The sequence below is a fragment of the Xanthomonas sp. LMG 12461 genome, from assembly GCF_009192935.1.
GTDB classification, from domain to species: domain Bacteria; phylum Pseudomonadota; class Gammaproteobacteria; order Xanthomonadales; family Xanthomonadaceae; genus Xanthomonas_A; species Xanthomonas_A sontii.
In genome coordinates, this window is the sequence record NZ_NQYT01000060.1 from 91,370 (window position 1) to 105,103 (window position 13,734).

The window sequence follows — 13,734 nt, forward strand, 5'->3', positions numbered from 1 at the left end:
ATCGCAGGTGCTGCCGCTGCCGCACTCTGGCCGAGGCATTTCCCGGAACGTATAGAGGCTCAGCACCCGCCTGGGACGGTCAGGCTCCCAACATCCGTGCGAGGCCAGGTACCGGGTAGTATTCGAACGCCTTGCCGACCCGTTGCTTGTAGAGCAGGCCCGCGGCGACCAGGGAGTTCAGGTCGCCCAGCGCTGTTGGATAGGTGATCGTGTGCGCCGACCGATGCCCGGCCACGGTGTATGGCCGATCAGGATCCTTCAGTGCATTGGCCAGCAAGGCGCGCTGCCTGTGATTCAGCACAGCGTCGCCCACATGCGCCTTGCGCAGCACGTGACGCGCAAGCCGATCTTCCTGCTGCTTCTTCGCGATATACGTGTGCAACGCCTGGATGGACTGCTCGATCGCTTCCAACTGCTGCGAGACGAAATAGCTCAGATCGGCGCCATCGCTCTCGGTGTAGAGATAAGCCCGCATGTATTTCCCGGGCGACTTCTTCAACACGCTCGAAATCGACAGATATTCGGTCAACCAGTAACCGGAGTTCATCATGTTCCAGTAGAAGAGCGCCCTGGCCGTTCGTCCGTTCCCATCAACGAATGGATGGTCGTAGCCGATCTGGAAGTGAATTGCGATGGCGCGCACGACAGGATGGATGAAGGTTTCGCTCGCCGTGTCGTTCGCGAACGCGCAAAGCCGTCTCATCCTGTCCGCCACTTGGATTGCAGGCGGCGGGACATGCAGCAGCGTCGGCGGGGAACCTCGGTCGTAGATGACGACATTGTCTCCCACCGAACGATATCGACCAGAATATTCCGCGCTTTCCAGCGTCCCGTCCGTCAGGATGCTATGCAGCTCCAGCACCTCCTCGGGCGTGATTGGCCGCTTCCCCCTGTCGCGAATCATGTTCATCGCGAGGTAGTTGTTGTAGATCATTCGCTCCGACTGATCGCGCGGCAGTCTGCCAGTCGATAGCATCTCTTTTGCAACCGCGCGGGTGGTAGTGGCTCCCTCAAGCTGGGACGACGTCATGGCCTCCTCGATCAGCGAACGGATCAGAAATCTATTCTGTCCACCGCTGCTCTCCATTCCTTTGATCGCCCCAGCCGCCTCGCGATCAATGTAGTGAAGTCTGCGCTGCATCGAATCGGTAATGGAAACGACGAAGTTCTCGTCGTCTTTGTCCACCAGATCAAGTTCGCGCGCCAGCGCTTGACGGCTCCACTTGATGCCAGCCCACCATTCTTCTGTGGTGAGGCCGTCTGGCGCGACTCTATGCCTGAGTTTGTCCCAGTGTTCGTAGCTTCCAGCCACCTCGGGACCGATCTTCGACCTGAATACCTTCATCATGCGTTCAGGTTCATCAGCAAGAAGACGCCAGCTGTCTGGGGGCGGCACAGGGAGCCTCATCGCGTTTTCCTATAAAAACGTATATCTTTTTACATCAAATTACACCAAAGCACGACCTGCCCAGCCAACGAGGTCGACATCGGAATCACAGGGCTGCAACACGATCCAGAGGCATGGAACCTACGGCAGCCCTGGCCACCAGGCCAGCGCCGCCCGGTAGCCGGGCGCGGCCTCCCATTCGTGCAGGTGCCAGGCCTCGGCCGTGCCCAGGCCCGGGTCGCACCAGACCAGGCGCAGCGCGCCGCCGGCGTCCTCGGCGAAGCGCAGCCGGTGCAGGCCGAAGGCGATGCCGTGGCCATGCGCCTTGAGCAGCGCTTCCTTGGCGCACCACAGGCGGAAGAACAGCGCCTCGCGCGCCGGCGCCGCCAGCGCGGCCAGCAGCGCGACCTCGTCCGGGTGGAAGAAGCGCTGCGCCAGTTCCAGCAGGCGCGGCCGTGGCCGCTGGCGCTCGATGTCCACCCCCAGCCGCGCGTGCGCGGCCACCGCCACCAGCAGGTAGTCGCCGCTGTGGCTCCAACCGGTGTCCACGTGCGCCAGCGGTGCATGCAGGCCGGGCCGGCCGCGGGCGTCGCGGCGCAGCGGCAATTGCGCCGCCGGCACCGCCAGTTCGCCGGCCAGCAGGCGCCGCGCCTGCGCCTCGCCGGAGGTCCGCGGCGGATGCGGGCGCAGCCACAGCGCCACCGGGCCGAGGCGCCAGTCCGGCGGCTCGGCGCCGTCGGCCACGGGCGGCGTCGGCGCGCTCACGCCGCGCCCACAAAGCGCAATGGCCGCTGCGCGGCGGGGCCGGCGCTATACGGCCGCTTCACGGCGGCGCTCCTTAAATGACGCGCACCCCACCGCTCCTGGTGCGGGCCGAACCGAGGAGTCTGACGCATGGGCATCATCATCTGGTTGATCGTCGGCGGCATCGTGGGCTGGCTGGCCAGCATCATCATGCGCCGTGACGCACAGCAGGGCATCATTCTGAACATCGTGGTCGGCATCGTCGGCGCGCTGATCGCCGGCTGGCTGTTCGGCGGCGGCATCAACCAGGCGATCACCCTGTGGACGTTCCTGTACTCGTTGATCGGCGCCATCATCCTGCTGGCGATCGTCAACCTGTTCACCCGCGGCCGCGCGCGCTGACACAGCGCCCTCGCCGCTTGCGCAAACGCCCGGTTCGCCGGGCGTTTTGCGTTTGCGGCCCCGCTCACGGCGCAGCGCGGTCGGCCGGATGGCGCACGCCGTCCTCGACCGGCACCGCGATGGCCAGCGCATACGGGTCCACGCCCTCCAGGCAGCCGACGTTGTAGCCGTACAGGCTGGGATCGGAGCGGCGCCGATGATGCGTGTAGATCCCGCAGGTGCCGCAGAAATAATGCTGCGCGGTATGCGTGTGGAACTGGTACAGGCGCAGCGCCTGCTCGCCCTGGCGGACATGCAGGGCCGCCAGCGGCACCGAGGCGACGATGGCGCCGCGGCGCCGGCACAGCGAGCAGTTGCAGCGGCGCGGGTCGACGATGCCCTGCGGCAGCTCCAGGTCGATCTGCACCGCACCGCAGTGGCAGCTGAGCCGGTGCAGCGGCGCGATCGCGGTGTCGCCGACCTTGTCGATGCAGCGGCGCACGTGGCGCTCGCTCATGCCGCCGGCTCCAGCTCGACCCAGGCCGGCGCGTGATCGCTGGGGCGGTCCCAGCTGCGCGGTTCGCGGTCGATGCCGGCACCGCGGGTGCGCGCCTTCAGCGCCTCGGACACCAGGGTCAGGTCGATGCGCAGCCCCAGGTCGCGGCGGAAGCCGGCCTGGCGGTAGTCCCACCAGCTGAAGATGCCGCCGTCGGCATGGTGCAGGCGGAAGCCGTCGTGCAGGCCCAGGCCGAGCAGCTTGTGCAGGGCGCCGCGCTCGGCGGTGGAAGTGAGGATGTGGTTGTCGCTCCACACCAGCGGGTCGTGCACGTCGCGCGCGTCCGGGGCGATGTTGAAGTCGCCGAGCACCACCAGCCGCGGATGCCGCTGCAGCTCGTCGGCCAGCCAGGCGTGCACCGCCTCCAACCAGCGCAGCTTGTAGGCGTACTTGTCGGTGCCCACGTCCTGGCCGTTGACCACGTACAGATTGACGATGCGCAGGTCGCCGATGGTGGCGGCGATGGCGCGCTTCTGCTCGTCCTCCAGGCCCGGCACACCGATCTGCACGTCGCTGATCGGCAGGCGCGACAGGATCGCCACGCCGTTGTAGGTCTTCTGCCCGGCGAACACGCTGCGGTAGCCGGCCTCGGCCAACGCAGTGTCGGGAAACTTGTGGTCTTCCAGCTTGGTCTCCTGGATCCCGACCACGTCCGGCGCGAACGCGGCCAGCCACTGTTGCAGGTGCGGCAGGCGCACGTTGAGCGAGTTGACGTTCCAGCTGGCGATTTTCAAGGGTGGTCCCGCTCCTCGGTCTTCATCACAATTATTTCAGGCCACGGCGCTTGGCGGCACTAGCGCATCTAGGACCTCGCAAACGCTAGCTGGCTCATAGTGGATTCTGGCATACCGCGCCCGATGGGTCCCCATTTGCGCTGAGAGCATCCTACAGATTCGACTACGCCGAGAAGTCTCTCCCCCCCGTTGCAATCTGCACAATCCGACGTCAATCTAGTAAACAATGTCCATGCGACAGCCCCGAGGCGGCTCGCAATGCGGCGGCCGGGGGGGCGCCGCGAATACTTCAGAACTGATGAAGCCGCCTAACGGCCGAGGCTGCATGTTCCGTGCTCTACCTCCGGCCCTCGGCATGCGACAACACCTGCCGATCTTGCCAATCCTGTTTGCTCACCCTCTGGACACCGAACCCAAAGCTGTTGAAGGAACGCATGCTTAAGACAATCAAGATTGACCAAGAAATCTATAAGGTTTCGTCAGACGACGACTATCTGACCAACATGGGCGATGAATTCGAACCGCATATGGTGCAACTGTTTCGCACCTTGGTTGAAGCGGATGATGTGGTTGCTGACATCGGCGCCAACATCGGCCTGACGGCGCTGTTGTTCTCAGGCCTGGCCAGGAAGACCTACGCGTTCGAACCCACCCCGTCCACCTATCGCATCCTAAGGGAGAACCTGGCTCGTAATCAGTGCGGAAACATTGAAGCGTTCAATTTCGGCCTCGGAATGAAGCAGGAGACGCTCGCGATCACCTTTGCCGCGACGAACCGCTCGGGTGGTTATGTCAGCGACAAGATCCGCCCCAAGGACGGACACGTCACTGAAGAGATCCGTATCGATCAACTGGATCACTTTTTCGCCACCAAGGACCCCTCGCCAAACTTTCTGAAGATCGACGTGGAGGGCTTCGAAATGAACGTCATTCGAGGTGGCTTGTCGTTTCTGGCGACGCGGCGACCGACAGTAGTGATGGAAATGAACCACTTCTGCCTCGACGTCCTGCAGAGAATCACCGTTCCCGACTTTCTTGATTTTATGCGTAACGTATTCCCGCATCTATATGCCGTGGATGCGGACAACCGCGAGATCGTCGATCTTCACTCGCCAGAGGACGCATATCGAGTGATGCACGAACACGTGGTCAAGCAGCGCTTCCCCAATATCGTCGGCGCCTTCGACCCGAGCGTCGGCGTCAAGCTGGAAGTTCTGGCGACAGAGGCCAAACGAACAGCCGAGCTTGTCAGCCGCAGGCGCGCTGCCCCCATCACCCAACCGACGGGCAGCATTGCACTCGTCGGCTCTATGCCGCAAATCGTCGCCTCCACAACCGTCGAGATCAAAGTGCAGGTTGTTAACGACGGTCCCGAGACTTGGTATAGCGAAGGCGATAACCCGGTGTTCCTTTGTTACCACTGGTGTACGGCGGAGAACGAAATGGTCGTTTATGACGGCATCCGCAGTCGGCTCGCCGATTCTTGCATTGTGCCAGGACGAATCTCCGAACACCTGATGCACATCGCTCCACCCAATGAAGAAGGTACTTATCGCCTTGTGCTCACCTTTGTGCAGGAAGGGGTGTGCTGGTTCGAGGAACGAGGCTTCACCCCGGCCAAGTTCGATGTGGAGGTGACGTGACGCGCTCGCACTGGCCGGTCAGCGCATCAGCAAATCCAGCAGCCAGGCGATCCGCGCATACGGCGGCTTGAGCAGGTCGCTGCCGGCGCGGCGGGCCTGCCACAGGATCGGCAGGGCCTTGCTGAAGGCATCGAAGCCGGCGCGACCATGGTAGGCGCCCATGCCGCTGGGGCCGATGCCGCCGAATGGCAGCGCGTTGGCGGCGAAGTGCAGCAGGCTGTCGTTGACGGTGACGCCGCCGGCGACGGTCGCATGCAGGATAGCCTCGATCCGCGCGCGGTCGTGGCTGAAGGGATACAGCGCCAGCGGCCGGTCGCGGCTGTTGATCTCGGCGATGGCCGCATCCAGCGAGCGGTAGCTGCGCACCGGCAAAATCGGGCCGAAGATCTCCTCCTGCATCAACAGCGCGTCATCGCCCGGCTGCAGCACCACCGTGGGCACGATCAGCCGCTCGCGCTCGGCGCGTTCGCGCTCCACCGTGGCCAGTTCGATGACCTCCAGGCCACGCGCCCGCGCATCGTCCAGGTAGCCGCGCAGGCGTCGGTACTGGCCGTCGTTGACGATGCGGGTGTAGTCCTCGGCGCTGGCGAAATCGCCGTAGCGCGCCAGCACCTGCGCACGCAGCGCCTGCACCAGCGCCGCCTCGCGGCCGGCATCGATCAGCACGTAGTCCGGGGCGATGCAGGTCTGCCCGGCGTTGAACCACTTGCCGGTGGCCAGGCGCGCGGCGGCCTGTTCCAGCGGGTAGTCGGCGCAGACGATGGCCGGCGACTTGCCGCCCAGTTCCAGGGTCAGCGGGGTCAGGTTGGGGGCGGCGGCGGCCATCACCTTGCGCCCGACCGCGGTGGAGCCGGTGAACACCAGGTGGTCCAGCGGCAACGCCGCGAACGCCGACGCCACCTCGGCCCCGCCCAGCGCCACCGCCACCCGCTGCGGCGGGAACACCTCGGCCAGCAGCGACTGCAGGAACTGCGCGCTGCGCGGGGTGTGCTCGGAGGGTTTCAGGTAGACGTGGTTGCCGGCGGCGATGGCGGTGGCCAGCGGGATCAGCGCCAGGTTGACCGGGTAGTTCCACGGCGCGATCACCCCGACCACGCCGACCGGCACCGGCCGCACTTCCGCACGCGCCGGCCACAGCCGCCAGCCGGCGCCGACCCGCTGCGGGCGCATCCAGCGCTTCAGATGGCGCAGCAGGTGATCGATCTCGCCGAGCGCGGTCATGCCGTCGGCGATCAGCGATTCGTGGCGCGAGCGGTGGCCGAAATCGGCGGCGATGGCATCGGCCATCTCCGGCAAACGCCGCTTCAACGCCGCGCGCAGCCGCAGCAAGTCCTCGCGGCGCTGCGCCCGCTCCGGCTTGGCCGCCTGCCAGGCCGCGCGCAGGCGCTGCAGGGTGACTGGCAAGGCGGCCAGTGGCGTGTCGGCGGAAGCGGCGTCGGCGTCGGAGATCGGCATGGGCGCACTATACGATGGCGGTCGCGGCTGCCGTGCGCCACGTCGGGGGTCGGCAGCATGCGACCGAGACCCCGGGTCTGACGGTGGCTCGCGTCGGGACTGAAGTCCCTCCCACAAGAGAGCAGCAGCGACCGGGCGAGATGATGCGGCATCCCGTCTCGGGACCGGCAACCCCTACCCTTCCGGGGTCGGGACTGAAGTCCCTCCCACAAGGGGCGCGCCGGCATCGCCGCGAACTGAAGTTTCCACCTGTGGGAGGGACTTCAGTCCCGACCCGATGGCGCCAGGCACGCAAGTAGATGCGCTACAGCGCTGCCGGCTCTTCCAGCAACCACGCCTGCAATTGCGCCAGCGAGGCGACCTGGTGGTGCGGCACGACGCCCTCCGGCGCGGCGGCGCCGTGCGCATTGAACCAACAGGTGTGCAGGCCCGCGGCCAGGCCGCCGGCGATGTCCGCCTGCGGGTTGTCGCCGACCATCAGCACCTGCGCCGGCGGTGGGTCGCCGAGCTGCGCCAGCGCGTGCGCGAAGATCCCCGGGTGCGGCTTGGCCACGCCCACCACCTCGGAAATGGCGATGACTTCGAAGCGGTCGTGCAGCCCGGTACGCTGCAGGCGCGCGTTCTGCAGCGCGCCGAAGCCGTTGGTGACCAGGCCCAGGCGCGCGCGCCCACGCAAGGCGTCGAGCAGATCCACCGCTCCGTCCAGCGGCGCACACAGCTCGGCCATCGCCGCCAGGAACGCCGTGTTCAAGGTCTCCGGCGCGGTCTGCAGGCGCTGCGCCCAGTCGGCGAAACGGCGCTGCTGCAATTGCAAGGCGGTGATCGCGCCGTTCTGGTACTGCACCCACAGCGGCCGGTTGCAGGCGGTGTATTCGGCGTAATCCGCCTCGCCGAACTGCACGCCGTAGCCGGCGAACATGCGCTGCAGGCCGGCGAAGGCGTCGAAATGGAACAATGTGTCGTCGGCATCGAACAGGATCCAGCGATAGCGCATGCAGGCGACCGGTGCGGCAAAGGCCCGCCATGGTAGCCGCTGCCCGCAGACACGACGACGCCGGCACAAGGGCCGGCGTCGCGTGCGGCGTTGGCCGCGTCCTGTTAGGCGCGCGCGCTCAGTGGCCCGACCCGCGCGAGGCGCCCAGCCCGGTCTCGGCGCGGATCTGCTGCGCCTTGAACGCGGCGCGTTCCTTGCCGGCCTGGGCGCTGCGGTCCAGCACCGAGAATAGCCAGATGCCGACGAAGCCGATGGTGACCGAGAACAGCGCCGGCGAGGTGTACGGGAACGGCGCCGAACCGGCCGGGTTGCCCAGCGTGTCCACCCACACCGACGGCGACAGCACCGTCAGCACCAGCGAGGAGATCAGGCCCAGGAAACCGCCGATCACCGCACCGCGGGTGGTGCAGTTCTTCCACAGCAACGACAGGATCAGCACCGGGAAGTTGGCCGAGGCGGCAATGGCGAAGGCCAGCGACACCATGAAGGCCACGTTCTGCTTCTCGAACACGATGCCCAGCAGCACCGCGATCACGCCCAGTGCGATGGTGGTGACGCGCGACACCTTCAGCTCCGAGCCCGGGGCCGGATTGCCCTTCTTGATCACCGTGGCGTACAGGTCGTGGGACACCGCCGAGGCGCCAGACAGGGTCAGGCCGGCGACCACCGCCAGGATGGTGGCGAAGGCCACCGCGGAGATGAAGCCCATGAACACGTTGCCACCCACGGCGTTGCCGACCAGCACCGCCGCCATGTTGGCCGCGCCCTTGCCGCCGTGGATGGTGCCGGTGGCGACGTCGGCGAACTGCGGGTTGGTCAACACCAGGGCGATGGCGCCGAAGCCGATGATGAAGATCAGGATGTAGAAGTAGCCGATCCAGGTGGTGGCCCACAGCACCGACTTGCGCGCCTGCTTGGCGTCGGGGACGGTGAAGAAGCGCATCAGGATGTGCGGCAGACCGGCGGTGCCGAACATCAGCGCCATGCCGAAGGAGATCGCCGAGATCGGATCCTTGACGAAGCCGCCCGGGCCCATGATCGACAGGCCGGCAGTGGCTGCCTCTTCCGGCGAGGCGCCGCCGTTGGCCGCCACCGCGGTCTTCACCCGCACGCCCTCGGCGAACAGCGCCTCGAAGCTGAAGTTGAAGTGCCACATGATCGCCACGGCCATGAAGGTCACGCCGGTCAGCAGCAACACCGCCTTGATGATCTGCACCCAGGTGGTGGCGGTCATGCCGCCGAACAGCACGTAGACCATCATCAGCACGCCGACCAGGCTCACCGCCACCCAGTAGTCCAGGCCGAACAGCAGCTTGATCAGCGCGCCGGCGCCGACCATCTGCGCGATCAGGTAGAACAGCACCACCACCAGCGTGCCGGAGGCGGCGAAGCTGCGGATCGCGGTCGGCGCGAAGCGGTAGCCGGCCACGTCGGCGAAGGTGTACTTGCCGAGGTTGCGCAGGCGCTCGGCCATCAGGAAGGTCAGGATCGGCCAGCCGACCAGGAAGCCGATGGCGTAGATCAGGCCGTCGTAGCCGTTGGTCATCACCGCCGCGGTGATGCCCAGGAACGAGGCCGCCGACATGTAGTCGCCGGCGATCGCCAGGCCGTTCTGGAAGCCGGTGATGCCGCCGCCAGCGGTGTAGAAGTCCGACGCCGAGCGGGTCTTCTTCGCCGCCCACTTGGTGATCCACAGCGTGCCGGCGACGAAGAAGGCGAACATGCCGATCGCCACCCAGTTGGTCGGCTGCTTGTCGGTCTGGCCGACATCGCCGCCGGCGGCCAGGGCCACGCCGGCCGGCAGCAGCGCGGCCAGCAGCAGCAGAAGGAAGCGCAGGTGCTTGCTCATTGGCGGGCGTCCTCGAGGATGTCGGCGGTCAGCTGGTCGTACACGGTGTTGGCGCGACGCACGTAGATCGCGGTGATGGCGATGGTGAAGACCATCACTCCGATCGCGATCGGGATGCCGATGGTGGTGACGCCGCTGCCCATCGGCTGGGCCAGGAAGGCCTTGTCGAAGGCGATCAGGCCGATGAAGCCGAAGTAGGCCAGCAACATCAGGATGGTCAGCGTCCAGCCCAGCGCGTTGCGCTGGCGCTTGAGCGCGTGGTACTTCGGATTGGCGTCGATCTTGGCGATCAGCGCGTCGTTGGAGAGGCTCATGAGATGGCTCCGGTAAGTGGCCGCGGCGCGGATCAGAAGCTGTACTTGGTGGTGAACTGCAGGCGGGTGATGTCGCCCGTGGCGCCGCTTTCGATCTCGCGCTTGCCGTACATCAGCTCGGCGCCGATATCGACCTTGGGCAACGGCGAGTAGAAGACGTTGCCGCGGATGCTCTGCACACTCTTGGTCACGGCCAGGCCGGTACGCGCGGTGTCGTTGTCGTAGTCGCTGCGCGCGTAGATCAGGTTGGTGCGCAGCTTGGGCGAGAACGCGTGGCGCCAGCCGACGTAGCCGGCGACCACCCCGACCGTGTCCAGGTCGCGGTCGGCGGCGTCGTACACCGCGTTCTGGGCGATGCCCAGGCCGATGTAGCGGCCGATGCCTTCGCCGCCGGTGAGCTGGTAGAACAGGCTGTCGCTGTCGCTGGCCACCCACTTGCCGCCCAGGGTCAGGCCGCCGGAGGCCTTGCTGGCATCGGCACCGGTGGCGCGGTTGTCGACCTTCTGCTGGCCGACCACGCCGGCCACGCCGAAGCTGCCCCAGTCGCCCTTCCAGCCGTAGCGCACGGTCAGATCCGGCAGCGCGCCGCGGTCGGAGCTGGCAGTGCTGACCACGCCGGCCACGCTGCGCGTGTACAGGGTGGTTTCCGGATTCTCCAGGGCGATGCTGAAGCCGCCGTTGGTGTAGCGCAGCTGCGCCTGGCGCACGAACACCACGCCGTCGGTGGGGCCGATGAAGTCGGCCGCTTCCGGCAGCGCCGCCGGATCCATGAAGTTGGACCAGGTCTGGCCGGCCAGCCAGTGGTTCCAATACATGTAGGCGTGGCGCAGGGTGGCGCCGTAGGTGTTGGTGGCGGTCTGGGTGCCCAATGCATTGCCGAAGAAATCCAGTTCCACCAGCGCGCCGGCCTTGTTGCCGCCTTCGGTCACGCTGTCCACGCCGAAGTTGATCCGCGAGAACTTGGCATGCGCGTTGTAGTCGGTGCCGGACTTGGCCCCGCCCACCGGGGTCTGCCCGGGCAGGTACAGCGCGCGGCCGGTGGCGTCGTCGGCGAGCTGGCCGTCGCCGGTGCGGGTGGCCAGGAAGTCGGCCTTGATGAAGCCGCCGACCTTGAAGGTGGTGCCGGGCGTGGCCCCCGGGGTGATGGTGGTGACCTGGATCGGCGCCTTGCCGGCCGGCGGTGCCGGGGGTGGCGGCGGCGGCGCGGCCTGGGTCGAGCGGACCGCGGCGACCTCGGTCTGGGTCTGCGCGATCTGCCCCTGCTGCTGTTGCTGCGCGGACAGCAGTTGCTGCACCTGCCGTTCCAGCTCGGCCACGCGGGTCTCCAGCGCCTGTTCGCGCGCCGAGGGTTTGCCTTGGGCGAAGGCCGCGCCGGGCGCGACCAGGGCCACCAACAGCGCCGCCGCCAACGGGCGACGCGCCAGGGATGCGATGCGGTTGCTCATTACTCCCTCCCGAATAATGGATGGCCGCACGCATGCGCACGGCCGTAGCCCAGCGTGCGCGACCGCACCGGCCGCGCCTATTGGCCATTAGTCGAACGTCGGCTGAGTTACGACCATCGTCTAAGACCCGGCGCGTGTGCGCTTGACGCCGGATGCGGCACACTGCGCGTTGACGCGCCGCCGCATGCGGCGCCCCGTTCATTGCAGAGGGAACCATGGCCGATCTCTATCCCGTCGATCCGCAGTTCGCCGCCCGTGCGCGGGTCGACAAGACCCAGTACCAGACCCAGTACAAGGAATCGGTGGAACAGCCGGAGGCGTTCTGGGGCAAGGTGGCCGAGCGCCTGGACTGGTTCAAGAAGCCGACCCGGATCAAGGACGTCAGCTTCGCCCTGGACGACTTCCATATCCGCTGGTTCGACGACGGCGAACTCAACGCCAGCGTCAACTGCCTGGACCGGCAGCTGGCCACCCGCGGCGACAAGACCGCGCTGCTGTTCGAGCCGGACAGTCCGGACGCGCCGTCCTACCACGTCACCTATCGCGAGCTGTACGAGCGCGTGTGCCGGCTCGGTAACGCCCTGCGCGCGCTGGGCGTGCAGAAAGGCGACCGCGTCACCATCTACCTGCCGATGATCCCAGACGCGGCGGTGGCGATGCTGGCCTGCGCGCGCATCGGCGCGATCCACTCGGTGGTGTTCGGCGGCTTCGCGCCCAACTCGATCGCCGATCGGGTGATCGACTGCGGCAGCAAGCTGATCATCACCGCCGACGAAGGCCTGCGCGGCGGCAAGAAGATCCCGCTCAAGGCCAACGTGGACGCGGCGCTGAAGCTGCCGGGCACCACCAGCGTGGAAACCGTGCTGGTGGTGCGCCACACCGGCGGCGCGGTGGACATGCAGGCCCCGCGCGACCGCTGGTTCCACGACGTGGTCGACAGCCAGCCGGCCGAATGCGAACCCGAGCGCATGAACGCCGAGGACCCGCTGTTCATCCTCTACACCTCCGGCTCCACCGGCAAACCCAAGGGCGTACTGCACACCACCGCCGGCTACCTGCTGTACGCGGCCTACACCCACGAGACCGTGTTCGACCTGCGCGAGGACGACATCTACTGGTGCACCGCCGACGTCGGCTGGGTCACCGGCCACAGCTACATCGTCTACGGGCCGCTGGCCAACGGCGCCACCGCGCTGATGTTCGAAGGCGTGCCCAACTACCCGAGCGTGTCGCGCTTCTGGGAGGTCATCGACAAGCACCAGGTGACGATCTTCTACACCGCCCCGACCGCGATCCGCGCGCTGATGCGCGAGGGCGAGGCGCCGGTGAAGAAGACCTCGCGCAAGAGCCTGCGCCTGCTCGGCAGCGTCGGCGAGCCGATCAATCCCGAAGCCTGGCGCTGGTACTACGACGTGGTCGGCGACGGCCGCTGCCCGATCGTGGACACCTGGTGGCAGACCGAGACCGGCGGCATCCTGATCACCCCGCTGGCCGGCGCCATCGACCTCAAGCCCGGCTCGGCGACGCTGCCGTTCTTCGGCGTGCAGCCGGCCCTGGTCAGCGCCGACGGCGAGATTCTGGAAGGCGCCACCGAGGGCAACCTGGTGCTGCGCGATTCCTGGCCGGGGCAGATGCGCACCGTCTATGGCGACCACCAGCGCTTCATCGACACCTATTTCCGCACCTACCCGGGCAGCTATTTCACCGGCGACGGCTGCCGCCGCGATGCCGACGGCTACTACTGGATCACCGGCCGCGTCGACGACGTCATCAACGTCTCCGGCCACCGCATCGGCACCGCCGAAGTGGAGAGCGCGCTGGTTTCCCACCCCAAGGTCGCCGAAGCGGCGGTGGTCGGCTTCCCGCACGACATCAAGGGCCAGGGCATCTACGCCTACGTGACCCTGGTCGCCGAGGAGCAACCGAGCGAGGCCCTGCACAAGGAACTGGTGGCCTGGGTACGCAAGGAGATCGGCCCGATCGCCGCTCCGGACCACCTGCAGTGGGCGCCCGGCCTGCCCAAGACCCGCTCGGGCAAGATCATGCGCCGCATCCTGCGCAAGATCGCCGAGAACGCCCCCGACCAGCTCGGCGACACCTCGACCCTGGCCGATCCGTCGGTGGTGGATTCGTTGGTGAACGAACGGCTGGCGCGCTGACGCGCTACGCGCTACGCGCGTCGGGAATGGGGAATCGAGAATGGGGAATGGGGAGAGCCATTCCCCGGTCGCT

The 13,734-nt window shown here is 66.9% G+C and carries 12 protein-coding genes; 3 read left to right on the top strand and 9 right to left on the bottom strand.

Annotated features, from left to right (window positions below):
• Positions 1-79 precede the first annotated feature (79 nt).
• Together CEK68_RS15575 and CEK68_RS15580 are read right to left on the bottom strand one after the other, a co-directional pair.
• Positions 80-1,345, bottom strand: coding sequence for a Fic family protein (locus tag CEK68_RS15575; protein ID WP_226977909.1), 1,266 nt, complete (start codon positions 1,343-1,345; stop codon positions 80-82).
• 183 nt (positions 1,346-1,528) lie between these two features.
• Positions 1,529-2,152 (bottom strand): 4'-phosphopantetheinyl transferase superfamily protein, encoded by a 624-nt coding sequence (locus tag CEK68_RS15580; RefSeq protein ID WP_152239915.1) that lies wholly within the window; start codon positions 2,150-2,152, stop codon positions 1,529-1,531.
• Between the two features lie 129 nt (positions 2,153-2,281).
• Here CEK68_RS15580 and CEK68_RS15585 point away from each other — a divergent pair, with 129 nt between their 5' ends.
• Complete coding sequence (locus tag CEK68_RS15585; RefSeq protein WP_017908994.1) at positions 2,282-2,533, top strand: GlsB/YeaQ/YmgE family stress response membrane protein; 252 nt, start codon at positions 2,282-2,284, stop codon at positions 2,531-2,533.
• A 64-nt stretch (positions 2,534-2,597) separates the two neighbouring features.
• Here CEK68_RS15585 and CEK68_RS15590 read toward each other — a convergent pair whose 3' ends face one another.
• Positions 2,598-3,029 (bottom strand): GFA family protein, encoded by a 432-nt coding sequence (locus CEK68_RS15590; protein ID WP_017911661.1) that lies wholly within the window; start codon positions 3,027-3,029, stop codon positions 2,598-2,600.
• Positions 3,026-3,802: an exodeoxyribonuclease III gene (xth, locus tag CEK68_RS15595; RefSeq protein ID WP_152239916.1), complete on the bottom strand. Its 777-nt coding sequence runs from the start codon at positions 3,800-3,802 to the stop codon at positions 3,026-3,028. The genes CEK68_RS15590 and xth overlap by 4 nt, the downstream gene beginning before the upstream one ends.
• A gap of 434 nt (positions 3,803-4,236) precedes the next feature.
• On the opposite strand from xth, the gene CEK68_RS15600 reads away from it, so the two are divergent.
• On the top strand, positions 4,237-5,445 hold the full coding sequence (locus CEK68_RS15600) for an FkbM family methyltransferase (RefSeq protein WP_152239917.1): 1,209 nt from the start codon (positions 4,237-4,239) through the stop codon (positions 5,443-5,445).
• A gap of 18 nt (positions 5,446-5,463) precedes the next feature.
• Here the strand turns inward: CEK68_RS15600 and CEK68_RS15605 are convergent, their stop codons facing one another.
• The 5 genes from CEK68_RS15605 to CEK68_RS15625 all read right to left on the bottom strand — a co-directional run bounded on the left by CEK68_RS15605 (position 5,464) and on the right by CEK68_RS15625 (position 11,502).
• Positions 5,464-6,900 (bottom strand): coniferyl aldehyde dehydrogenase, encoded by a 1,437-nt coding sequence (locus tag CEK68_RS15605; RefSeq protein WP_152239918.1) that lies wholly within the window; start codon positions 6,898-6,900, stop codon positions 5,464-5,466.
• Positions 6,901-7,204: 304 nt separating this feature from the next.
• Complete coding sequence (yjjG, locus tag CEK68_RS15610; protein ID WP_152239919.1) at positions 7,205-7,894, bottom strand: pyrimidine 5'-nucleotidase; 690 nt, start codon at positions 7,892-7,894, stop codon at positions 7,205-7,207.
• Between the two features lie 118 nt (positions 7,895-8,012).
• Positions 8,013-9,743 (bottom strand): cation acetate symporter, encoded by a 1,731-nt coding sequence (locus CEK68_RS15615; protein WP_152239920.1) that lies wholly within the window; start codon positions 9,741-9,743, stop codon positions 8,013-8,015.
• Positions 9,740-10,057, bottom strand: a complete 318-nt coding sequence (locus tag CEK68_RS15620) for a DUF485 domain-containing protein (RefSeq protein ID WP_017908353.1) — start codon at positions 10,055-10,057, stop codon at positions 9,740-9,742. The genes CEK68_RS15615 and CEK68_RS15620 overlap by 4 nt, the downstream gene beginning before the upstream one ends.
• 32 nt (positions 10,058-10,089) lie before the next feature.
• Positions 10,090-11,502 carry a DcaP family trimeric outer membrane transporter gene (locus tag CEK68_RS15625; protein ID WP_152239921.1) on the bottom strand — a complete coding sequence of 471 codons (1,413 nt, stop codon included), beginning with the start codon at positions 11,500-11,502 and terminating at the stop codon, positions 10,090-10,092.
• A 215-nt stretch (positions 11,503-11,717) separates the two neighbouring features.
• Here CEK68_RS15625 and acs point away from each other — a divergent pair, with 215 nt between their 5' ends.
• Positions 11,718-13,661: an acetate--CoA ligase gene (gene acs / locus CEK68_RS15630; protein ID WP_152239922.1), complete on the top strand. Its 1,944-nt coding sequence runs from the start codon at positions 11,718-11,720 to the stop codon at positions 13,659-13,661.
• The last annotated feature ends 73 nt before the right edge of the window (positions 13,662-13,734 follow it).